At 37.2% G+C, this 21,505-nt stretch carries 24 protein-coding genes and 1 tRNA gene; 12 read left to right on the top strand and 13 right to left on the bottom strand.

Annotated elements, in window-relative coordinates:
- Positions 1–90: 90 nt before the first annotated feature.
- Positions 91–732: an START domain-containing protein gene (locus BC781_RS10520; RefSeq protein ID WP_109617345.1), complete on the bottom strand. Its 642-nt coding sequence runs from the start codon at positions 730–732 to the stop codon at positions 91–93.
- A 121-nt stretch (positions 733–853) separates the two neighbouring features.
- Here BC781_RS10520 and BC781_RS10525 point away from each other — a divergent pair, with 121 nt between their 5' ends.
- The 10 genes from BC781_RS10525 (at position 854) to BC781_RS10570 (ending at position 6,910) form a co-directional block, all read left to right on the top strand.
- Positions 854–1,576 carry a DUF3784 domain-containing protein gene (locus BC781_RS10525; RefSeq protein WP_109617347.1) on the top strand — a complete coding sequence of 241 codons (723 nt, stop codon included), beginning with the start codon at positions 854–856 and terminating at the stop codon, positions 1,574–1,576.
- A gap of 65 nt (positions 1,577–1,641) precedes the next feature.
- Positions 1,642–1,815 carry a Lacal_2735 family protein gene (locus tag BC781_RS10530; RefSeq protein ID WP_109617349.1) on the top strand — a complete coding sequence of 58 codons (174 nt, stop codon included), beginning with the start codon at positions 1,642–1,644 and terminating at the stop codon, positions 1,813–1,815.
- Between the two features lie 8 nt (positions 1,816–1,823).
- Positions 1,824–2,309, top strand: coding sequence for an SRPBCC family protein (locus BC781_RS10535; protein WP_109617352.1), 486 nt, complete (start codon positions 1,824–1,826; stop codon positions 2,307–2,309).
- A 12-nt stretch (positions 2,310–2,321) separates the two neighbouring features.
- Positions 2,322–2,609, top strand: coding sequence for a TIGR03643 family protein (locus tag BC781_RS10540; RefSeq protein WP_109617354.1), 288 nt, complete (start codon positions 2,322–2,324; stop codon positions 2,607–2,609).
- Positions 2,610–3,710, top strand: coding sequence for an FAD-binding domain-containing protein (locus tag BC781_RS10545; protein WP_109617356.1), 1,101 nt, complete (start codon positions 2,610–2,612; stop codon positions 3,708–3,710).
- A 14-nt stretch (positions 3,711–3,724) separates the two neighbouring features.
- Positions 3,725–4,363, top strand: coding sequence for a flavin reductase family protein (locus BC781_RS10550; RefSeq protein WP_109617358.1), 639 nt, complete (start codon positions 3,725–3,727; stop codon positions 4,361–4,363).
- Positions 4,364–4,366: 3 nt separating this feature from the next.
- A complete protein-coding gene (locus tag BC781_RS10555) occupies positions 4,367–4,558 on the top strand; it encodes a DUF2256 domain-containing protein (RefSeq protein ID WP_109617360.1) in 192 nt (63 codons plus the stop codon).
- Between the two features lie 133 nt (positions 4,559–4,691).
- Positions 4,692–5,273 (top strand): Crp/Fnr family transcriptional regulator, encoded by a 582-nt coding sequence (locus tag BC781_RS10560; protein WP_109617362.1) that lies wholly within the window; start codon positions 4,692–4,694, stop codon positions 5,271–5,273.
- A 70-nt stretch (positions 5,274–5,343) separates the two neighbouring features.
- Positions 5,344–6,450 carry an SMP-30/gluconolactonase/LRE family protein gene (locus BC781_RS10565; protein ID WP_109617364.1) on the top strand — a complete coding sequence of 369 codons (1,107 nt, stop codon included), beginning with the start codon at positions 5,344–5,346 and terminating at the stop codon, positions 6,448–6,450.
- 70 nt (positions 6,451–6,520) lie between these two features.
- Complete coding sequence (locus BC781_RS10570) at positions 6,521–6,910, top strand: ribosomal maturation YjgA family protein (RefSeq protein ID WP_109617367.1); 390 nt, start codon at positions 6,521–6,523, stop codon at positions 6,908–6,910.
- Positions 6,911–6,960: 50 nt separating this feature from the next.
- Here BC781_RS10570 and BC781_RS10575 read toward each other — a convergent pair whose 3' ends face one another.
- The 12 genes from BC781_RS10575 to BC781_RS10630 form a co-directional block, all read right to left on the bottom strand.
- A complete protein-coding gene (locus tag BC781_RS10575; RefSeq protein ID WP_109617369.1) occupies positions 6,961–7,590 on the bottom strand; it encodes a WG repeat-containing protein in 630 nt (209 codons plus the stop codon).
- Positions 7,587–8,186: a TDT family transporter gene (locus BC781_RS10580; protein ID WP_109617371.1), complete on the bottom strand. Its 600-nt coding sequence runs from the start codon at positions 8,184–8,186 to the stop codon at positions 7,587–7,589. Before BC781_RS10580 ends, BC781_RS10575 begins: the two co-directional genes overlap by 4 nt.
- A 24-nt stretch (positions 8,187–8,210) precedes the next feature.
- Entirely contained in the window at positions 8,211–9,122 is a 912-nt protein-coding gene (locus tag BC781_RS10585; RefSeq protein WP_109617373.1) for an alpha/beta hydrolase fold domain-containing protein, read from the bottom strand.
- A gap of 78 nt (positions 9,123–9,200) precedes the next feature.
- The gene (locus BC781_RS10590) at positions 9,201–9,698 is read right to left on the bottom strand and encodes a hypothetical protein (protein WP_146201669.1); all 498 of its coding nucleotides are present in this window, start codon (positions 9,696–9,698) and stop codon (positions 9,201–9,203) included.
- Positions 9,699–9,763: 65 nt separating this feature from the next.
- Positions 9,764–10,465: a hypothetical protein gene (locus BC781_RS10595; protein ID WP_109617377.1), complete on the bottom strand. Its 702-nt coding sequence runs from the start codon at positions 10,463–10,465 to the stop codon at positions 9,764–9,766.
- Positions 10,466–10,574: 109 nt separating this feature from the next.
- On the bottom strand, positions 10,575–11,915 hold the full coding sequence (locus BC781_RS10600) for a quinol:cytochrome C oxidoreductase (protein ID WP_109617379.1): 1,341 nt from the start codon (positions 11,913–11,915) through the stop codon (positions 10,575–10,577).
- A gap of 21 nt (positions 11,916–11,936) precedes the next feature.
- The gene (locus BC781_RS10605; RefSeq protein ID WP_170123104.1) at positions 11,937–12,728 is read right to left on the bottom strand and encodes a c-type cytochrome; all 792 of its coding nucleotides are present in this window, start codon (positions 12,726–12,728) and stop codon (positions 11,937–11,939) included.
- Positions 12,729–12,770: 42 nt separating this feature from the next.
- Positions 12,771–13,385: a DUF3341 domain-containing protein gene (locus BC781_RS10610; protein WP_109617381.1), complete on the bottom strand. Its 615-nt coding sequence runs from the start codon at positions 13,383–13,385 to the stop codon at positions 12,771–12,773.
- A 26-nt stretch (positions 13,386–13,411) separates the two neighbouring features.
- The gene (gene nrfD / locus BC781_RS10615) at positions 13,412–14,845 is read right to left on the bottom strand and encodes an NrfD/PsrC family molybdoenzyme membrane anchor subunit (protein WP_109617383.1); all 1,434 of its coding nucleotides are present in this window, start codon (positions 14,843–14,845) and stop codon (positions 13,412–13,414) included.
- 89 nt (positions 14,846–14,934) lie between these two features.
- A complete protein-coding gene (locus BC781_RS10620) occupies positions 14,935–18,153 on the bottom strand; it encodes a TAT-variant-translocated molybdopterin oxidoreductase (RefSeq protein ID WP_109617385.1) in 3,219 nt (1,072 codons plus the stop codon).
- 51 nt (positions 18,154–18,204) lie between these two features.
- Positions 18,205–19,455 carry a c-type cytochrome gene (locus tag BC781_RS10625; protein WP_109617388.1) on the bottom strand — a complete coding sequence of 417 codons (1,251 nt, stop codon included), beginning with the start codon at positions 19,453–19,455 and terminating at the stop codon, positions 18,205–18,207.
- A 532-nt stretch (positions 19,456–19,987) separates the two neighbouring features.
- Positions 19,988–20,058 (bottom strand) — tRNA-Cys (locus tag BC781_RS10630).
- Between the two features lie 277 nt (positions 20,059–20,335).
- Between BC781_RS10630 and BC781_RS10635 the strand changes: the two genes are divergently transcribed.
- Both BC781_RS10635 and BC781_RS10640 read left to right on the top strand, forming a co-directional pair.
- Entirely contained in the window at positions 20,336–20,953 is a 618-nt protein-coding gene (locus BC781_RS10635; RefSeq protein ID WP_109618006.1) for a protein-L-isoaspartate(D-aspartate) O-methyltransferase, read from the top strand.
- Between the two features lie 21 nt (positions 20,954–20,974).
- Positions 20,975–21,502: an acyl-CoA thioesterase gene (locus tag BC781_RS10640; protein WP_109617390.1), complete on the top strand. Its 528-nt coding sequence runs from the start codon at positions 20,975–20,977 to the stop codon at positions 21,500–21,502.
- Positions 21,503–21,505 lie beyond the last annotated feature (3 nt).

Below are 21,505 nucleotides of genomic sequence, written 5' to 3' on the forward strand. Positions count from 1 at the left end.
TGAAAGGTGTAAATGAACCGTTGAAAAAGGTATCTAGAATGACATATACCCAAACTGAAATTGAAAATTTTCACACTGAACGGCATTCAACTAATTCAAAAAACTAAAATGCTGATTCGTATACTTAGCCGTATTCACTAAGTTTTTCATATTCTTGAGCGTATCTATTGGAGTATCCACAACTACACTATTTGCCAACCAAGAAGGGATATCACCAGCAGGGTCTGCGTGAAACTCAAAGATTACTTTTGTAGAAAAATCATCAATTTTCTTTAGAAGCCATCTGCCTCCACCTACTCTTATTCTAATTTTATCTTTTTCCTCGGGTAATTTATTTGCCTCCAATTTTATATTAACCTCTAAGAGTTCTTCCGATTTGTTATACTGAAATACATACTGATAAATACCATCTCTTGGACTGAGTGGCCAAGGTGCTTCAGATACAGAATAGTAAACTAAAAGTGAATCGGCACTATTTGAAAGTAATTTGGCAAATGATGTATTAGGCATCCAATCAGCTAAAGACGGAATATCTTGAATTAAAGCTATGCAGTTAGAAATTGGAGCTTTGATATCACATTCTCCCTTAAATGCTTTCAGCTTTGAACCTTCAACATCTTTTAGATAGACCTTTATTTGCTCCTTCTCTTTTTTAAACTCCCAGTTCTTTTGCGCTTTAACTTCAAAAACTGTGAGTAAAAGGAAAACGTAAATGAATAGATAGATTTTCATAAGAGATATTTTATACAACAATCTATCTTCTAGAATTGAATTACTTGAATAATTTCAACAATTCACTACGCTAAAAACCCCGAAACTTCTATCTTTTCATTACAAATCAAAAAACACCCACATGATCTATCTTATCGTTTTCATTAGTCTACTTTTTTTAGGAATAGGTTCACTTATAAATGAATCTAATGCGAAATACCTTCTTTCAGGATATAATACAATGTCTGAAGAAGAACGTAAAAACTTTGATTTAAAAGCCTTCCTTCCTTTCTTCAAAGGCTTTCATCATTTCCTCGGTATTTCATTTTTAGCCTTGAGTATTGGACTATACTTTATTAGTGAAGAAGCACTTGGTTTATTCTTGGCTGTATATCCTATACTTTGCTACATTTATTTCATACTCAAGAGTCATCAAAAGTTCTCGAACTCACTCAAAACGCCTTGGTATCAGATCAGTATTGTTGTACTCGTCATCACACTAGCTACTGTCACTACTTTGTTCGCTTTCGGTCTGAAAGAAGATCATATTGTCATAAAGCCTAATCAAATTATTGTTGAAGGTTTTTATGGTGAAGAACTACAAAATGATGAAATCGCTTCTATTTCTCTGATTGACGACTTACCCAATATCACACTACGTGCAAATGGCTTTTCCATTGGAGAAATTGACAAAGGTTATTATAAGACGGAAGATGGAGAAAAAGTAAAACTAGTGATTAATAAAGTAAGGAAGCCTATTTTGTTGATCACAAAGACAAACGGGGAAAAAATCTATTTTTCAGCGAAAACAGATAATAATCAGACAGTTTTGAGAAAAATTAAAAAGCTTTCGACAAAGTTCTGAACATTTTGAAAAACTCATTGTTTAAGGATTAAGAATTTTAGTTAAACAAAATAAATCCCAAAAGCATGTTCGGTCTATTCAAGAAAAAATCAAAAGCGGAGATACTCCAAAAGAAATACGAAAAGTTACTGAAAGAGTCACATGATCTATCCAAAAGTAACCGCATGAAGGGAGACCAAAAGTATGCGGAAGCAATGGAAGTACTTAAAGAAATTGAAGCATTACCAACTCAAAACTAACTTTTCTCATGGCTTTCTATCAATTCTACAGAGAACAAAAAGTTAACGCAAGCATTGAACAGGTTTGGGATTTCATTTCCTCCCCAAGAAATCTCAAGGAAATCACGCCCGACTACATGGGCTTTGATATCACCTCAAAAATGCTCCGTGAAAAAATGTACCCAGGAATGATCATCAGTTATAAAGTCAGTCCTCTTTTGGGTATTAAAACGGATTGGGTAACTGAGATCACTCATGTCAAAGACTTTGAATTCTTTGTTGACGAACAACGTGTTGGCCCTTACAGCATGTGGCATCATCAGCATCATATAGAACCAATTGATGGTGGCGTTTTGATGAAAGACATTGTTACTTATCAACCACCTATGGGATTTCTTGGTGCTATTGCCAACTCATTATTTATTGAGAGTAAACTCAATGAAATCTTTGCTTACCGATGGATAGCCGTTGAAAAACGCTTTGGTAAGTTCAATGAAATCCCAGTTCAAAAGTAATTTACGTTTCGTATGTCAAAGTTTACATCTCTGAGTGAGAGAGATTCTGACAGGATAATTCAGATGGCTTGGGAAGACCGAACTCCCTTTGAAGCTATCGACTATCAATTCAACCTATCCGAAAGCGATGTGATTAAGTTCATGAGAGCTAATTTGAAAGCAAGTAGTTTTAGGTTGTGGCGCAAAAGAGTTGGAGAAGGTAAAAGTCAAAAACACTCGAAAAAACGTAATCCCGAAATTAAAAGGTTTAAATGCAATAGACAACGCATCATTAGCTGTAACAAGATTTCTAAACGATAAATGTTCTCTACAGATTACCAAAATATTGCCCAAAAAGTAAAGACACTTGATCCTGTAGGCTATTCTAGTACCAGAAACTATGTTGATGGAAATGTAAGTTATTTGTCACCATACATTTCTAGAGGAGTCATATCTACAAAACAAGTTTTGCAAAGCTTGATCGATAGAGGCTACAATCTCTATCATCAAGAGAAGTTTATCCAAGAATTGGCTTGGAGAGACTATTGGCAACAAATATGGGTAGCCAAAGGAGATCAAATAAATACCGATCTTAAACAGCAACAAGAAAAAGTAGCTCATCATGATATCCCCACCTCCTTGATGAAAGCTACGACAGGCATTGCGGCAGTAGATCATGCAATCATTAAATTCTATGACACCGGATACATTCACAATCATATACGTATGTACATTGCCGCAATTGCTTGTAACATTGGACAGAGTCATTGGTTTGCGCCTGCACAGTGGATGTATTACAACTTATTAGATGCAGATTGGGCGAGCAATGCCCTTAGTTGGCAATGGGTTGCTGGAGCTAACAGCGGAAAGAAATATTATGCAGAACAGGCAAATATCAACAAGTTTTGTTACACCGAACAACATGGCACATACTTGGATATGCCCAAAGAGGATTTGCATGATGTTGATATTCCGAATGAATTAATAGATACAAGTACTTTTAAATTTGAAACACCTTTACCCGAAAAACAACAAATTGAGGTAGACTCTGAGTTACCAACTTATATCTATAATTTCTATAACCTTGATCCACTATGGCATCAAGAAGAGAAAGCTAACAGAATACTGCTATTGGAGCCTAGCCTTTTCGAACAGTATCCTGTTTCACAAAAAAGCATTGATTTCATACTTTCACTATCCGATAACATTGAGGGTATTCAAGTCTATATAGGTGAATTCACTGAAATGAAACAAGAATATAAGTTGAATGATATAGTCTATAAAGAACACCCACTCAACCAACACTACAAAGGAACAGAAGAGCCTAGAGATTGGATGTTTAGTCCTAAAGGTTACTTCCCATCATTCTTCGCTTATTGGAAGAAATGTCGAAAAGAATTGAAACAACTCGCTGAAGCTTAACCAAAATTTTTACGATGCATTTAACCAAAGAAGACATAGAAAACGAAGGACGTGTTAAGCGACTGAACCTTATCAATTCGATAACAGGAGTAAAACCTGCCAACCTAATCGGTACTTACTCGGAAAACGATGGTTCAAATCTGGCCATCTTCAGCTCAGTAGTTCACCTAGGAAGTCATCCTGCATTACTCGGCTTTATTCTCAGACCACAACATGAAGTGTGTCGTCATACCTACGAGAATATTCTAGAAACGGGGGTATTTACGATCAATAGAGTCCATCAAGAATTTATCGATAAGGCACATTACACTTCTGCTAAGTTTGAAAGAGAATTATCAGAATTTGAAGAATGCCAACTCACAGAAGAATATATAGAAGGTTTTCAAGCTCCTTTTGTCAAAGAAAGTCAGGTGAAATTAGGTATGCGTTACCTAGAAACTATTCCGATTCCAATCAATGATACGATGATGGTCATCGGACAGATTGAACACTTGATTGTACCAGACCATGCTGTAGATGAAAAAGGACTTATAGACCTAAGTAGTACTGAAGATGTAGGTATAGGAGGACTAAATGCTTATTACGCATTGGAGAAAGTCGGTCAATTTCCTTACGCTCGACCTCACGAAGTGCCCGAATTCAAAAAGGTATAAACAATGAAAAAGCAACACCTTCCCACCAAGATTTGTCCCGTATGTAACCGAAGTTTTACATGGCGCAAGAAATGGGCAAAAGATTGGGATGAAGTAAAATATTGCAGTGAAAGGTGTAAAAGAAATAAAAACAAGAGAGATAATTCAAACGCTACAAACACACATCATGTACTTAGAACAGATCTAGCTGTTTAATTTTTAGAGAGGAGCAACCTGTTAGGTTGTTTCTCTTTTGTTTTATAGACACCTTACAGTCTAGTTTACAAAATCCTTTTGTTAGTTATTTTTATAATTACATTTCAATACCCTAAACTATTTTTTCTTCTCCATGGAAAATCTCAAATCGTATTTATCTACTATATCTCCTATCTCTGAAGAAACATGGACTGCCGTATCTCAGCTCTTCACTTTTGAGCAACTCAATGAAAAAGAATTCTTTATTGAAGAAAACAAGTATGCTGAAAAAATAGCATTTCTTGAAGAAGGCTGTGTTCGTGCATTTTTCACAAATAACGAAGCCAAAGAATATAACAAGCAATTCTTTGTCGCTCCGAGTCTGATCGGGGCTTACACCTCTCTTCTGACCAAAACACCTAATCTAATTCCTCAACAAGCACTCACTGAGTGTAAAATATGGATAGCTGACTTCAATGAACTTGAAAAAATGTATGAACTATATCATGACCTAGAACGCTTAGGAAGAAAAATAGCTGAATTCTACTTTCTTGAGAAAGAGAAAAAAGAGCTAGAAATGGCACTTCAAAATGCAACCGAACGCTATCTGAAATTCAGAAAACAATTTCCAAACCTAGAACAAGTCATCCCTCAATATCACATTGCTTCTTACCTAGGAATTTCAGCTACTCAACTCAGTAGGCTTCGCAAAAACTTACATACGGTCAACTACTAAAGTCTTTACATAGGTAAACGAGACTTCCTTTATTTACTCCGAGATTTGTCAAAAACAAAATTCGATTCAAATGACAAATCTTAAAAGACACAGCTATTACTTTTTGCTTTTGCTTTTTTTCACCTCTTGCTCCTTAGAACCTTCAGCATGGAATCCTCCGAAAAAGCCAAAATTCGAAAATGAGTTAAGCACAAATCAACAATTGCTTTCTGCTCAAAAAATAGCATTAAAAACTTGGGTAGGGCCAGAAGATATCATTTTTGATGATCTCGGAAATTTATATTGTGGAGTACATAAAGGAGTAAATGATTTTAGTGATGGAAAAATATTGAAAATTTCTCCGACAGGAACAGTTGAAATTTTTTACGACGCAGGCTCTTGGGTAGCTGGTTTACATTTCGATAAAGCCAATAATTTGATTGCATTAAGCCACAAAGAAGGTTTAATCTGTATCAGTCCAAATAAAGAGGTAACGGTATTAGCCAAAAAAAATGAAAAACAATTGCCATTTCTAATTCCAAATGGATTAGATATCGCTTCTGACGGTATGATTTACTTTTCGAATACTTCTAGTAGCTCTCCATACACTGTCAAATATGGCCGGAAATTGATCATGGAACTGAAAGCCGAAGGAGGACTTTACCAATACAACCCTTACACCAAGAAAGTAAGAACACTAATCAATGGTACTTATTTTGGGAATGGTGTTGTCCTTTCAAAAAACGAAGACTTCCTTTTAATGACCGAAACCAGTAAATACCGAATTATCAGATATTGGCTAAAAGGTGAGAAACAAGGGACGTCAGAAGTATTTATGGATAACCTCCCTGGTTTTCCAAACGGAATCTCTATTCGGGAAGATGGTAGTTTTTGGTTAGGTTTTTCTACTTGTCGAAATGATGCGCTTGATAATGTACATGCTAAAACAGGGTTTAAAAAGCTGATTTACGGACTTCCAGAAGTTCTTCAACCCAAGCAACAGGCTTTTGGAATGATCTTAAACATCAGTTCAGAAGGTGAAATTCTGAATGCTCTTTTTGACCTAGAAGGCAACGTAATTCCTGAAGCAGGAGCGGTAAAAGAGTTTGACGGGCATCTTTATATTGGTGGAGATAACATTCCGTATATCGGGAAATACAAACTAGAAAGAACCTTTGTTTCTCATGCTAAACCTTAGGATAATTTCATTCTAAAAATAAAGCACGAATCAAATCTAACACTTAACTTGTTCGCTTAAACTTGCAAAAATGAATAAGAAACAGATTTTTTTAGGCTTAGCACTCGGAGTTTTTCTTTTTGAAGTATTACTAGCAACAATACTCAAAGACACTTTTCTCAGACCGACATTTGGAGATTACTTGGTTGTCATTCTAATGTATGCACTTCCTAGAGCTGTAATCAATATTAGGCCAATCGTTCTTGGAATTAGCGTCTTACTATTCGCCTACTTTATCGAATTTGGTCAATATATTGACATTTTAAATCGCTTAGGAATTCAAAAAAATACATTTACAAACCTCACTCTTGGGCATTCTTTTGATTGGTACGATATCCTAGCTTATACCCTAGGTGTAATGACAGTTCTTATTTTTGATTTGGCAATCATCAGTAAAAAGCTTGAAGAAAAAGCGGTATAAATATTTACTTCACTCAAAGAAGTGTATTTGAAAAAATCCCATAGGCTACGCTACCTTTGGGATTTTTCTCCTTCTATTATATTTCCTTTTTTATCAATTACAAACCACTCCTCGCTTTCTATCCTTAAATGGTCTTCTCCATCCAAATATTCTCTTGCTGTATAAGTAACTTCTGATTTCCCATCATAAAAAGGCATTGCAAAATCAAACTGACATGGAATAACTAGCTGCCCATAAATATTAGCGAAACCCATTTTTCCATTTCTTGATACTCGAGTTAATCCTTCATTGAAATAATCGGGACCGATGTCATAGGTTACGATATCAAAAAGGGTATTCTCATCTTTATCAATGATAACCTGTCTTCCATACGTACTATCATTCGGGTGTTCCATCACATAAGCGAAATGCTTTAAAGTATCTGTTCCGAAATAAGCATATTTGCCAAAAGGAATAATCGTATCACCTTCTATGCTGATATATGCTACACTTACACCATATCTGAGGTAATCTTCATTGGTAATAGCTATTAATGGCTCTGAAACTAACGTATCTGAAAGCTCTTTATCAAAGTATTGATAATTAGTCACCTCCTTTGGGATATATTGCCTGCAAGAAAATATGGTTTGAAATAGTAAGACTTGCAGTAACATCAAAAAAATCACTTTCTTATTCATCATTGAAGTAAGTCAGATAAAATACGCCCTCTTTTGTCTCTTCTTTCAACCTTATCGCCTTTAAGACATATAAAACATCGTTTCATAATATCATATTCTACAATTTCATCATATTCTGTAGGAATAATATTCTTTCCAAAAGCATTGCATACGCCTTCTTTACCGTCTTTCTCCACTACGATGTATCTATCAATTTTCTTAAAATCTAACTTAGAATAAATACATGGCATCAATGAAATATACTCTGTATCCAACAAACCATAATTATCATCCTTTTGGACTAAAACATATTCACGTTCTACAAAGTATATTTTCTTTAAATGTGAAAAGAAGGATTCAGCAAACTGCTTTCTTTTTTTCACATAAGGACGAATACCAAACTTCATAAGACTAAGAAATACAATTGCTAGTACGAAAAAAATTATGGTATTTCTCATTTCTGAAGGTGGGCTATCAATATCCATTGCCTTCAACCAAAAAGCAGCGAGTCCTAAAAAATTCAAACCGATAAGCATACTAAATATGCCAATCTTATTTTCTCTTGACGACTTCCTACAGTGTTTATCATGGTAGACACTTCCTTTTTCTACTTCCTCCATCTTATATCTGATCTCTTACTTATTCTATTCTTTCTGATGAGAGGTAACTTTATTTTTCAAGCTTTCAACAATCAATTGAAAAGACAATTCCGCTTCTTTCATCACAGGTAATAACGGCCAAATGTGAGGCATATTTTCACCTGTAATTACTTTAACCTCTACTTCTGATTCTTTTAGCTTCTCAATAGTCAACTTTTGATCAGGATAAGTAATATCGTTTTCAGCAGCATAAATGGTTGTTAAAGGAAATCTATCAAATTCACCATATAACGGAGAAATTAAAGTATCTTTCAATTCTAGCTTACCTGCACACAGTTTCTTTGCACTAAGTACACCTTTTCTTGCCAACATCGGATCTCTAAATTCTACAGCTTCTATCTCTGAATTTGTCATAGATGCATCCATCACTGGTGAAATAAGTATGATTTGCTTGGGAAGCTTTATTGTCTGCTTTATCAAACATTGCATTAAACTCACCACTAACGTTCCGCCTACAGAATCACCAATCATAGAGATATTATGAGGTTCAAATTCCTCTAGTGCTTTCTGATAAATTAGATAAATATTCTCTGATATCGTCCCAATCTGATTTTCGGGTGCTTTAGGGTAATCACAAAGCCAGACTTTTTGAGCTGTTTGAGTTGCTATTTTCTTAACGGCATCCCAATGCAATTGCGTAGGTCCAGAAATAAATGCTCCACCATGAATGGAAATCACAAGCTGATTTGAAGTTTTATTTAATCCTACTTCAGTTACTACAGAATCGGCTATTTCTATACTTCTTAACCTATTTCGTTTAAAAAATTGACCTTTGGGTTTATGCTGATCTTCTTTCCTTACTTTAAAAACATCAATCGGGTCTTCACTAAAATTCTTTTTTATTCCTTTTAGTCTAATGATAAATAGTGTGAGATAGTAGCTTATGCTTTGTTTCATTTTTGGTTTTCTAAGTATGAAAAAATTGAATCACCCACAATCCATTCCCACGATAAACCTCATTCTATTAGTTAATTTCTATTTCGCTTTGACTCTTATTCCCACAATAATTACTGCTTGTTTCAAAGAGTTTATATATAAATATTCTTGTGGAATCATGGCAAGAGTATCCTTTATCTGATCATAGTTTTTATAATCAAAGCTTGAAATTCGCTCAACAATCAAATTATCCTTTACAAGATATATAGTTTCGTATGCCACATGATAACGTGCATACTCTTCAGTCACTATACAAAAATCGATTTCCTCCAGTTTATATACTCGATGTCTAGTAAACGATTTGAACAGGATTGCCTCTTGATCAATTTTAATCTTTGTATTCAAGATAATAAAATACCTGAGGAAGGTATAAGAAATCAGAAGACTAAAAATGATCATACATACTTCTTGAAAGGCAAAACCACTTTTTAGTACCTGTACCGAATCTATAAATAACTTTGTAGAAAGTAATAAAGCAATTGGCAACGTAAAAAATAGAAGCAAAAAAGGGAAAAGGTTTTTCTTCGATCTTATCATATAAGTTGTCATTTTAGTTGCTTATCAGTTTTCCTCTTCGGTAAGTATTATCCTATCTATAATTTCTAAGGTCCTTGATTTATATATCTTCTTAAATATTTATTCTCTTTAAATACCCAAGTAACCTCATAGAAACCTGCCCCATCACTATTGCTCATCGTCACATAAATAAAATCTTTATACTTCTTCAAATATGATTTATCTAAAGTGACCTTATAAAGATCATTAAATGCATTGGTGGGTAAATCAAAAGTAGCTTGTTCTATTTGAATTGTGATTTTATGAATCACATTACTTGGATTACCTGTATCAGTACCCCAAAGGCATTCATAGAATAACTCCTTATTTTCTTTATCAGAAAGCTTACGAGTCTCAATAAAAACTTTAAAATTATCAGAACTTAGTTCTATCAGATTTACTGAAACTCTTTTCCGTTTATAAGTTGTTTTGATTTCAGATAATGGTAACAGTCTCGAGGAATGCAGAAATCCACTACTCATCATTTTACTAGCTTGTCCACATTTACTTCTTGAATCACGATTCAGATAAACAGAAATCCAATTTTTCTTTTCAAACTTGTCATCACTATTAAATTCAAAAACTTCCCCATCTACAAACTTATCCTTGATTTCTGATTGAATAGTAGCTATTTCTCTAACATTTGTATAACCATCAGAGTCATTGATTATTGCTGATACTATTTGCGCCTGAACTCTAGTCAAACTTAAAGTTGAGGCTAAAAAAATAAAGGCTAAAAAGTATTTCATAATATCTAGAACCGAATAAAAATATATACTCTCTAAAACTTAGAACGAAAAAATCCCTTAGACATTACTGCCTAAGGGATTTTGTATTTCTACACCTTACTAGGAAATCCTAGCAGTGGTGGTGAATTGCTTCTTCAAGCATTGGGTGATTCTTAGCAACCAATTTGTGTTTTGCTAAACCTTGGAAGAATACGAATACGAATGCAGCGAAGAAGATTACGCCCAATCCGATTTCGATAAATCCTAGAGAACCAGCCTCTTTCATTACTCCTGGAGTGATTAGCAAATAGAACTCTAACCAGTGACCTACCAATACCAATACTGCAGCTACTTGAGCAATACCAAACTTACGTTTAGCATCTCTTGTCATCAAGACGAAGAATGGCATCAAGAAGTTGAAGATCAAGGTAGTAAAGATCAACCAAGAATATTTATCAGACATCAATCTGTCTACGAAGTAAATCGTTTCTTCTGGAATGTTTGCGTAGTAGATCAATAGGAACTGTGCAAACCATAAGTAAGCCCAGAAGATTGAGAAACCGAACAAGAACTTACCGATATCGTGTACGTGGTTCTCATTAACGATTTTCAAATATCCCCAATCTTTCAACTTCATAGTTACAAGCATCAATGCAGCCATACCTGAAGCCAAGTAAGCTGAAAGGATGTACCATCCGTACAATGTCGAGAACCAGTGAGGGTCAATTGACATGTACCAGTCCCATGAAGAGATTGATTCTGAAACTCCGAAGAAAATCAAGAAAGCAACACCCAAACGTTGTAGTTTACGGAAGTTCAATGTTGTTCCTTGTGGTTGGTTATCTTCATCCAAAGTTACTTTCTTAAGCATCCACATGAAGAACAACCATCCTGCACCGATGAATACGATTCTACCAATGTAGAAAGGAGTGTTCAAGTAAAGACGCTTACCAGCAATAATTGGATCAAAAGTATCTGCTGTAGGATCAGCCCAAAGGTAATCATGTGTCCAGTGGAATAGATCGTGGCTACCAATTAGGAATGTCACTAAAAGCACACCCAATGAAATTGGCAAGAAACGACCGAAACGTAACATGATACGCAAGAAAGGTACTGACCATCCTGCATTCGCTACAAATTGTAATGCAAAGAAGAATACACCAATGATACCCAAACCTAGGAAGTAAAGGTTGTTGTACCAAATAGCTGACAATACTCTAGTGAATAGAGATGGTCCGTGGTGCTCACCTTCAGCAGCGTGATCTGCAACTGCTGCATGAGCTTCAGCTGCACCTTCTACTGCGTGATGTGCTTCTTCATGACCGTGACCACCAAACATAGCGATCACCAATCCTAGTACGAACAAGGCAACTCCTACCACTCCAACAGTGATAATGCCTTTCTTCAAGGAGCTTTTAAACTCAAACTGCTCCTCAACCGCGTTTTTAATATCTATATCAACGTGTCCCATTATCAGATTCGTTTAAGTTGATTACTTACCTTGAAGTGTTCTTACGTAACGAACAATTTTCCAACGCTCCTCAGGGTTAATCTGAGATTTGTGCGCCCACATTCTTCCTCTACCGTGAGTGATCACGTGGAAGATGTGTCCGTCAGATGCAGTTTTCACAGCGTTACCTTTCAAGTTAGCAACCCCTTTGAATACTACACCAACTTTACCTTTACCGTTACCCTCTGCACCGTGGCAAGGCTGACAGTAAGAAGTATAAAGTGCTTTACCATCTTTTACAAGGTCTTTATCAAAAGCAGCAAGCTCAGCGTCAGAAGCGCCTTTACCTGCAGTTTTCAACATTGTTGAAACTGTTTCCTTGTCAGTCAATGGATTGACTAACTCAGCCGCAGCCAACTCGATATCCTCTTTGCCGTATTTTGAATAATCCAAAATCAGCTGATCTGGTTGTGCTTCGTTTGCACCTGTAACAGAAGTGAAGTTCTGTCTTGCAACAGTTCCTTCTACAGGTTTCTTCACGTTGATTGCAACTTTACCGTTGTAATCATTGTATGGAAGAGAGTTGATGAACTGCTTGTAGTAGTTCTCATTCTCATCTGCTCCATAGAATTTATCTACAACACCGTAAGCAATTGCACCCAAACTTGTAGGAATTTCCTCACCTGTGATCTGAGTCAATGGCTCGTATGGTACTGAGTGATACATCTGAGGTGCATATTCAACACCCGGATCGTTTCCATCAGCGCTACAACCTGTTAAGGCTACAGCTCCGATCAGACATAGTCCTGCTAATTTATTGCTAAAAAATCGCATGATCTTTTCTTTTAACTTTAGAATAAACGATGTCTAAAAGGATTATTTATTAAGTGATCTAGCAGACTCAGTAACACCGTTAGTGAACAAGTCAACTACATACTCGATAAATGAGCCTTTATTTTCTTTATCAGTGAAATCTTTACGATTTACTTCCTCAGCTTGAACGTCTTTCAATAAAGCAGTTAGTTCTTCTTCGCTAAGGCTATTTGCAGCAAGGTCAATTGCCATTACGTGCTTATCGTCAGATTGTCTTCTGTCAAATACACGAGGTACTTTGTGAGGCTTCAAATCTTGCGTTCCGAAGAATGTACCTACCATACCGAAAGCTGAAAGAAGTACAGTCAATTCGAAAGTAATTGGCACAAAGTCAGGAATAGCTACGTGTGTTTTACCACCAATGATCATAGGCCAATCAATACCCATTACCCAAGTTTGGAAGAAGATTGCTAATGATGTTCCTAGTGCACCAAAACCGAAAGCGGCTTTAGGCATGAAAGAACGTTTGTAGCCAAGTGCATCCTCCAAGAAGTGAACTGGATAAGGAGTGTAAACCTCTTCGATTTTTACACCTTGTTTTCTAACGTGTTTTACCGCATTCAGCAAGATGTCATGGTCATCGAAAATACCGACTAAAAAATGCTTATTTTTCTCCATGTCGTTTCTCTTTTTTCTGTTAAAGATTATCCTTGCTCTTCTACTGGCACACGGTCAGCTTCAGGCAACACATCATTAGAAATTGTTCTTCTACTCTTGTACACTTTAGAATCTGAATCCTTCAAGATTGACTTCACCTCTGCCATGTTGACAACTGGGAAGTATTTCGAGAATAGGAAGAATAAAGTGAAGAATAAACCGAATGTCATTACATAACTCATCACATCGTGGATTGTAGGGTTGAAGTACAACCAGCTTGATGGCAAGAAGTCACGGTGAAGCGAAGTTACGATAATTACGAAACGCTCAAACCACATACCGATGTTTACTACAATAGAAATGAAGAAGATAAAGCCGATGCTTGTTCTTGCTTTCTTGATGTAGAACATTTGAGGAGAGATTACGTTACATCCCATCATAGCCCAATATGCCCACCAGTACTGACCTGTCATACGGTTTACGAATGCATATTGCTCGTATTCAACACCTGAATACCATGCAATACAGAACTCAGTAATATAAGCGATACCTACTACAGAACCTGTAATCGTGATTACGATACACATCAACTCGATGTGCTCCATAGTGATATAATCTTCTAATTTGTAAACTTTGCGAGTGATGATCATCAACGTCAATACCATGGCAAAACCTGAGAAGATCGCTCCTGCTACGAAGTAAGGAGGGAAGATCGTTGTATGCCATCCTGGGATAACTGATGTTGCAAAGTCAAATGATACGATAGTGTGTACTGAAAGTACTAGAGGAGTTGACAAACCAGCCAAGATCAATGATACAGCTTCATAGTGCATCCAAGTTTTTGCTGATCCGTTGAAACCCATTGACAACATACCGTACATCAAACGGCTCATTTTTGTCGTTGCTCTATCACGGATAGTTGCAAAGTCAGGAATAAGACCGATGAACCAGAATACCAACGATACTGAGAAGTATGTTGAAATCGCAAATACGTCCCACAATAGTGGAGAGTTGAAGTTCACCCAAAGTGAACCATATGTGTTTGGTAAAGGCAATGCCCAGATACCACCAATCCATGGACGTCCCATGTGTACTACTGGCCAAAGAAGGGCACAAATAACGGCGAAAATTGTCATCGCCTCAGCAGCACGGTTAATTGATGTACGCCATTTCTGACGGAACAAAAGCAATACGGCAGAAATCAATGTACCGGCGTGACCGATACCTACCCACCATACGAAGTTGGTAATATCCCAAGCCCACTGTACGGTCTTGTTCATACCCCACTTACCAATACCATTCCATAGCATGTCCCCTAAGTAGTAGCCACCAGCTAACAACAAAAGAACAGACACACCGAAGGCAGCCAACCAACGAGGATTAGGCGCAGCCTCCACCGGACGACAAATGTCTTCCGTAATATCCTTATACGTTTTACCACCGGTTACCAGTGGCTCACGAACTTTTGATACAACCTGCATATATTTTTGGTTATCTATGTTTCAGTTTTTACAGAAATCTGCTAAAAGGAAAGGGATAAAGGATTTTGACATCCTTTATCCGCTATCATTTATGCGTCATGTTTCTTAGAAGCGTCTTTGTTTCTTACTTTCGCTAGATAATAAACGTTTGGACGAACGTTGATCTCATCTAGTACGTTGTAAGCTCTTTCTTCCAACTCTCCTTCAAGAAGTTTACGAACATTTGAGTTAGAGTCGTTCAAGTCACCAAACTGAATAGCTCCAGCAGTACAAGAAGCAGCACATGCTGTAGTAGCATCTCCGTCTCTCATTTCTCTGCCTTCAGTCTTAGCTTTCAATTTACCAGCTTGGATTCTCTGAACACACATAGAACATTTCTCCATTACACCTCTTGAACGAACTGTAACGTCTGGGTTCAATACCATTTTACCCAAGTCGTTGTTCATATGATAGTTGAACTCATTATTGTTGTGGTATTTGAACCAGTTGAAACGACGTACTTTGTAAGGACAGTTGTTCGCACAGTATTTCGTACCGATACATCTGTTGTAAGTCATTTGGTTCAAACCTTCTGTAGAGTGCGTAGTTGCAGCTACCGGACATACAGTTTCACAAGGAGCGTTGTTACAGTGCTGACACATCATAGGCTGGAATACAACTTCAGGATTTTCCAAAGCTCTTTCCATTGTCATATAATCGTCTGGCATTGATACGTCTGCCTCTTCGTGAGCGTAGTAACGGTCAATTCTCAACCAGTGCATTTCACGACGGTTGATTACCTCTTCTTTACCTACCACAGGAACGTTGTTCTCAGTGTGACAAGCTACTACACAGGCGTTACATCCGTTACATGCGTTAAGGTCGATAGCCAATCCCCAGTGGTGATTGTTGTATTCGTGAACATCAGATTTGAATCCGATTCTCTCGTTCCACAACAATGCTGTAGCTGGTTTTTTAGCGATTTCTGCAGCTTTTTCATCTGCATTTTTATAACCATCACCTTGGATATCCCAAAGAGAGATATCTGTTGGTTTTTTCTCACCGTTGTAAGATGAAATTTTCACTTCGTGTCTTGCAGCAGCAGGATTCTTCACATATTCTGCAAGTGTAGTCTCTTGGATGATAGACTCACGCGCCATGATTGTCTCATGCGTTTGTGTTTGAGCAACTTGCTCTTGTCTACCTGCCGACTTCACTTCGATACCTGAAGTAATATTATAGTCTACAAATCCATTGTCAGAACCAGCAAATGCAAATGCGTTAACGCCACCAGCCTCAGCTGCTACACGTCCTGCACCTTCACCTCTACCGTATCCGTAAGGAATTGCGATTACGTTCTTTTTCAAACCAGGCTGTACGATTGCTGGCAACTCGATTGTGTTACCGTTGATCGTGATCGCTACTACGTTTTTCTTAGTCTCAAACTCTTCAGCTGAGAACAATTCTTTCGCCAAAGCTTGAGAAATTGCAACGTAGTTACCCCAAGTCACTTTCGTGATTGGATCTGGAGTTTCTTGAAGCATTGGGTTGTTAGCCATTGCACCGTTACCGATTAGGGTTGGAGCAAAAACTACAAGTTCAATACCTTCGTTATTTTTCTTATACTTTGATCTGATTACTTGACCAGCAGCATCAACATCAAAGCTTGAAGTATAATCTACTGAAGCATCACTAGATTCGTGTACACTTACTGTAGAAGCAACTTCCAATACACCATTGTGAAGTGAACGTACCCAGAACTTATCAAAAGTAGCTTCTTTTGATTGAAGAGGGAACAAGTTCTCTTTCCAATAAGTCTTGATGATTTCCTCGTAACTACGTACATCGCCTGCCCAAGTCAAGAATGAATCTTGTGCTTGACGAGTATCGAAGATTTTAGAGATTGTTGGTTGTCCTAATGAGAAGAAACCTTTCTTAACTTCTGCATCATTCCAAGCCTCAAGATAATGTGTATCTGGAGCGTTGTATGTACAAAGAGAAGCTGTTTCGTTTAATCTATCTGCAGTAGCAACTGAAAGTTTAGCTTTCTTAATTGCCTCAGCGATTTCAGCACCTCTTGGGTGATCGTACACAGGGTTTGTGTTGTAGAAAACTACTGAACCTACACGACCTGATTTCAAGTCGTTGATGAAATTAGTCATTGCCTTGTCACTTCCTTGCTTAGTGAAAGAAGGATTGTTCAAGTCCAATGTCTTACCGTAGTTATCTAGCATTTGGTTGATACCATTCACCAACTGTTGTACTGCTACATTGTTGATTCCTGACACTACCAATGATTTGCCTTTTGCTTTCAAAAGGGCTTTCGCAGCTTTAGTAATTGTCTCAGCTTTTACTGCTGGAGCTTTTACGGCTGTATTTCCTGTTGCTTTTGCTACTTCGTTGTAAAGAGCGGCAACATAAAGACCTTCTTCTGAAGGTTTAACTGGCGTACGGTAGTCAGCAGATGAACCTGTAATTGTCAACATGCTTTCGAACTGGAAGTGTTGAGACATTTCCTTCTTGTTCGGTCCTACTTTACGTCCTGGAGTATATTGAGCAGTATGCTCAACACCAGCTACCCAGTTATTGTGGAAATCAGCACCAAAGCTGACAATAACGTTTGCTTTGTCAAAGCTATAAGAAGGAACAACTGCTTTACCGAATTGTGCCTTGTTAGCTTCGATCATTGCAGAAACAGTTTCTTGATCGTAAGTAACTACCTCTGCATTATATTTATCAGCAAATGCATTAAGAGCAATTTTTGTTGAAGGAGAAACGATAGAGTGAGAGACTACTACAGTTTTCCCAGCTTTGCCCAAGCCACTGATTACTTCTTTATCTAATTCTTTCCAGCTAACTTTCTTTCCACCTTTCGTTGGATACTGGATTTTCTCTACATCATAAAGTGAGATCACTGAAGCGTGCGCTCTAGCTGATGCACCACCTCTAGTAACTGAAGAGAATGTGTTACCCTCTACAAAGATTGGTCTACCTTCTCTTGTTTTTACAACGATTGGGTAAGCCTCACTACCATTGATGAAAGTAGAAGCATAATAGTTAGGAACACCTGGGTCTACGTTTTCAGGTTTGTTCAAGTAAGGGATAGCTTTCTTTACTGGAGCTTCACAAGCTGCCAAAGAAACTGCCGCCAAACTGAATCCCATTTTCTTCAAGAAGTCACGTCTAGTGTCGCCACTTTCCTCCCCACTATTATCACCATAAGCATCTTTAATTGGTAAATGCTCTGGGAATTCCTTATCTGCATTTTTTACGAACTCAGGGTCGTTTGTCAGTTGCTCAACGCCCTTCCAATATATTTTCTTTGTCATGGTCTTTTAGTCAAAAACTTTAAAGTTTGTATGCCAAACGTTAGACAAAAATTAGTAGTGGCATTTCGCACACTCCAAACCTCCGATATTTTCTACTTTCATTGGTTCTTTAGCCGTGCTTTCGTGCAACTCAACTAGTCTATCGTAGTATTCGTTACCCTTTGTATTCACATCTGTTTTTCTGTGACAGTCAATACACCATCCCATTGTTAGAAGTGAATGTTGTTGCACGATTTCCATCTCCTTGATATCTCCGTGACAAGTTTCACACTCGACACCACCCACTTTAACGTGTTGTTGATGGTTAAAATAAGCCAAGTCAGGTAGGTTATGGATTCTTACCCACTGAATAGGTTGATTATTTTCAATCGCAGCATAGATTTTTTGAATCTCTTCAGACTCAGTTCTTACTTGCGAGTGACAGTTCATACAAATGTTAGCAGAAGGAATGTTTGCATTCTTTGACTTCTCTACGCCTGTATGACAGTACTTACAATCGATTTCGTAATATCCTGCGTGTAGCTTATGTGAGAAAGCGATTGGCTGCTCAGGAGCATAACCTTGTTGTACACCAATAGAGAATAATCCATCGATTGTCGCTTTAGCTACCACTATGATAAATACGAATGATGCAAATCCTACAAATATTTGACTCTTGAATACTGCGCTAAGGTCAAATTTCTGGTTTACATAAGCTGCGTCATCTGATGACAAATCCTTTTGTTGGTTCAAGTATTTTGTCAATACATTGATCAACATCAAAAGAACAACTAATACGATCACCAAGATAACACCTAAACCAATGATGATTCCGATCAATAGATTTGTACTAACTGCTTGTTCAGCTCCTGCTACAGCTGCATCGCCCGCTGCTGGATCAGTTGCTACCTCTGCCACTTTAGGACCTGCGATAGTCTCCGCTTTCACATAAGCAAGAATAGATAAAATCTCTTCATCAGATACCGCCTGGTTAGGCATGTACTGCTGATACTGCTCGTAGAGGGCTTTTGCATATTCATCCCCACTATCGATAACTTTCTTTGGGTATTTAACAAAATTCTGGATCCACTTAACGTCTCTTCGCTCATATACCGCTTTCAAAGCTGGTCCTACAACCTGCTCATGAACAGCGTGACATGACGAACAGTTGGCGTCAAACAGTTCCGCACCTGCTGCAACTTGTCCTTCATCTGATGGGATACCGTCTCCAGCTCCTTGTCCAAATGAGAGATTTGCCGCCAGCAGTAACCCAAGCCAAAGGATTGCGAATCGCAATCTTGTAACACTTCTGCCGATACTCATTTTTGTATAGTTTTTAGTCTTACTATTACTCTTCTATGTTAACATCCGCAAATCTAGTACTAAGCGTCCTCTTTTCAAATAAATATCAAGCCTGAATGGTGACTTTAATCATAAACATTTTGATATTGATTTTAAAAAAGTTCATTCATAATCAGCATATTAACACCGATTAAGGCTTATTTCGACTTATTTAGAATAACTCTAAATTGCATTATCGAGTTATATTGTTGTCATAAAGTGTCATAAAAACATCTCCATTAACAATTAGAGGAAAGCACCGTCAAACACTTATTTAGTCAACATGAATACCTCCTCTATGTTATGAAGGCTTCTTGATATGAAAGCAAGTTGTCCCTCATGTTAAACATTATTCACTTTTATTAACTCTTAAGTGTAGAATTGTACTTTTATAAGAATTACTAAATCTCATAAAAAGATCAGACTAATAAACTGTAACAACATGAACTACTTGTTACGAAAAAGGTAAAAAAAAACGCCTAGAAGTTAAACTTCTAAGCGTTTTATAAAAGAGAGGTCTCGAGCGGATTCGAACCGCTGTACATGGTTTTGCAGACCACTGCCTAGCCACTCGGCCACGAGACCTTTTGTCTTTTTTGCGATGCAAAGGTAGCAGATAAAGGTAGTTTCACCAAAGCTTTCTAAAATAAAAATGCAAGCTTAGCCATTGCAAACTGATTATCAACCACTTTTTTTTCTTTCAGCTCAAAATTCTTTTCAAAAAAGCATTCAAATGTGTTTTGTATGTAGATGCTGTAAACTTTTTCTTTTATTTTTTTACAATAAAAAAGCTATCTTCATCATCTAATTTAACATCAAAATAGTGCTAGAAAGTTATAAACATAGAGGACTCAGAAGTCAAATGATAAAAATGCTTCAACGAAAAGGTATTTCAAACCATCAAGTTTTAGAAAGTATGGGAAGGATACCTCGTCACCTCTTTATGGATAGTGCTTTCTTAGAACATGCCTACCAAGACAAACCTTTTTCAATTGGTCATGGGCAAACAATTTCTAGTCCTTATACCGTTGCAACTCAAAGCTCATTATTAGAACTTCAAAAAGGAGATAAAGTATTAGAAATTGGTACTGGATCAGGTTATCAAGCCTCCGTTTTAGCAGATATGGGTGCTCAGGTTACAAGTATTGAATACCTACAATCGTTACATGTAAGAGCTAATAATCTACTTAAAAAATTAGGCTACAAAGTAGACTGTATTCATGGAGATGGCTCATTGGGCTATCCCGTCAAAGGGCCTTATGATAAAATCATTGTCACTGCTGGTGCTCCTTTTGTTCCGAATAAGCTTCTTTCTCAGTTGAAGACAGGAGGAATTTTGGTGATTCCAATTGGAGATTCCAGTTCTCAGATAATGACCCGTTACCACCGTATTTCAGAAAATGAATTTAAAAAAGAGACTTTCGAACTATTCTCTTTTGTTAAATTGAGAGGAGAACAAGGTTGGGATAGTCTCAACTAAAACCAATAAACACAAAACACGATGACAAAACAGCAAAAACTGGCGAGTGAATCTAAAGTTGTTACCAACCAAATTGTACTACCCAACGAAACCAATCCTCTGAATAAACTAATGGGAGGTGAACTTCTACACCAAATGGATGTGACAGCTGCAATTGCAGCGCAAAGACATAGCAATAGCATTGTAGTTACGGCATCTGTAGATAATGTATCTTTTAATCACCCGATTGGTCTTGGAAATATAGTGACACTTGAAGCCCAAGTTACACGTTCATTCACCTCGTCAATGGAAGTTTACATCAAGGTTTCTTCTGAAGATATCACTACGGGAATTAAACAAATGACCAATGAAGCCTATCTTACTTTTGTGGCGATCGATGGGAAAGGTAATAAAGTACAGGTTCCTCAACTTGTTCCTGAAACGGAGCAAGAGAAAGATAAATTCGCTTCTGCGCTCCGTAGAAGACAACTACGTTTGATATTAGCAGGAAAAATGAAACCTGAAAATGCAGAAGAGCTACAAGCTATCTTTATAAATAGAGAAAAATAAGAC

The sequence above is a fragment of the Sediminitomix flava genome (assembly GCF_003149185.1).
In the GTDB taxonomy this organism is placed as follows: Bacteria; Bacteroidota; Bacteroidia; order Cytophagales; family Flammeovirgaceae; genus Sediminitomix; species Sediminitomix flava.

Coding starts and splice junctions, on each gene's coding strand:
- BC781_RS10520 (WP_109617345.1), bottom strand. CDS start 732: ATGAAAATCTATCTATTCATTTACGTTTTCCTTTTACTCACAGTTTTT.
- BC781_RS10525 (WP_109617347.1), top strand. CDS start 854: ATGATCTATCTTATCGTTTTCATTAGTCTACTTTTTTTAGGAATAGGT.
- BC781_RS10530 (WP_109617349.1), top strand. CDS start 1,642: ATGTTCGGTCTATTCAAGAAAAAATCAAAAGCGGAGATACTCCAAAAG.
- BC781_RS10535 (WP_109617352.1), top strand. CDS start 1,824: ATGGCTTTCTATCAATTCTACAGAGAACAAAAAGTTAACGCAAGCATT.
- BC781_RS10540 (WP_109617354.1), top strand. CDS start 2,322: ATGTCAAAGTTTACATCTCTGAGTGAGAGAGATTCTGACAGGATAATT.
- BC781_RS10545 (WP_109617356.1), top strand. CDS start 2,610: ATGTTCTCTACAGATTACCAAAATATTGCCCAAAAAGTAAAGACACTT.
- BC781_RS10550 (WP_109617358.1), top strand. CDS start 3,725: ATGCATTTAACCAAAGAAGACATAGAAAACGAAGGACGTGTTAAGCGA.
- BC781_RS10555 (WP_109617360.1), top strand. CDS start 4,367: ATGAAAAAGCAACACCTTCCCACCAAGATTTGTCCCGTATGTAACCGA.
- BC781_RS10560 (WP_109617362.1), top strand. CDS start 4,692: ATGGAAAATCTCAAATCGTATTTATCTACTATATCTCCTATCTCTGAA.
- BC781_RS10565 (WP_109617364.1), top strand. CDS start 5,344: ATGACAAATCTTAAAAGACACAGCTATTACTTTTTGCTTTTGCTTTTT.
- BC781_RS10570 (WP_109617367.1), top strand. CDS start 6,521: ATGAATAAGAAACAGATTTTTTTAGGCTTAGCACTCGGAGTTTTTCTT.
- BC781_RS10575 (WP_109617369.1), bottom strand. CDS start 7,590: ATGATGAATAAGAAAGTGATTTTTTTGATGTTACTGCAAGTCTTACTA.
- BC781_RS10580 (WP_109617371.1), bottom strand. CDS start 8,186: ATGGAGGAAGTAGAAAAAGGAAGTGTCTACCATGATAAACACTGTAGG.
- BC781_RS10585 (WP_109617373.1), bottom strand. CDS start 9,122: ATGAAACAAAGCATAAGCTACTATCTCACACTATTTATCATTAGACTA.
- BC781_RS10590 (WP_146201669.1), bottom strand. CDS start 9,698: ATGATAAGATCGAAGAAAAACCTTTTCCCTTTTTTGCTTCTATTTTTT.
- BC781_RS10595 (WP_109617377.1), bottom strand. CDS start 10,465: ATGAAATACTTTTTAGCCTTTATTTTTTTAGCCTCAACTTTAAGTTTG.
- BC781_RS10600 (WP_109617379.1), bottom strand. CDS start 11,915: ATGGGACACGTTGATATAGATATTAAAAACGCGGTTGAGGAGCAGTTT.
- BC781_RS10605 (WP_170123104.1), bottom strand. CDS start 12,728: ATGCGATTTTTTAGCAATAAATTAGCAGGACTATGTCTGATCGGAGCT.
- BC781_RS10610 (WP_109617381.1), bottom strand. CDS start 13,385: ATGGAGAAAAATAAGCATTTTTTAGTCGGTATTTTCGATGACCATGAC.
- nrfD (WP_109617383.1), bottom strand. CDS start 14,845: ATGCAGGTTGTATCAAAAGTTCGTGAGCCACTGGTAACCGGTGGTAAA.
- BC781_RS10620 (WP_109617385.1), bottom strand. CDS start 18,153: ATGACAAAGAAAATATATTGGAAGGGCGTTGAGCAACTGACAAACGAC.
- BC781_RS10625 (WP_109617388.1), bottom strand. CDS start 19,455: ATGAGTATCGGCAGAAGTGTTACAAGATTGCGATTCGCAATCCTTTGG.
- BC781_RS10635 (WP_109618006.1), top strand. CDS start 20,336: ATGATAAAAATGCTTCAACGAAAAGGTATTTCAAACCATCAAGTTTTA.
- BC781_RS10640 (WP_109617390.1), top strand. CDS start 20,975: ATGACAAAACAGCAAAAACTGGCGAGTGAATCTAAAGTTGTTACCAAC.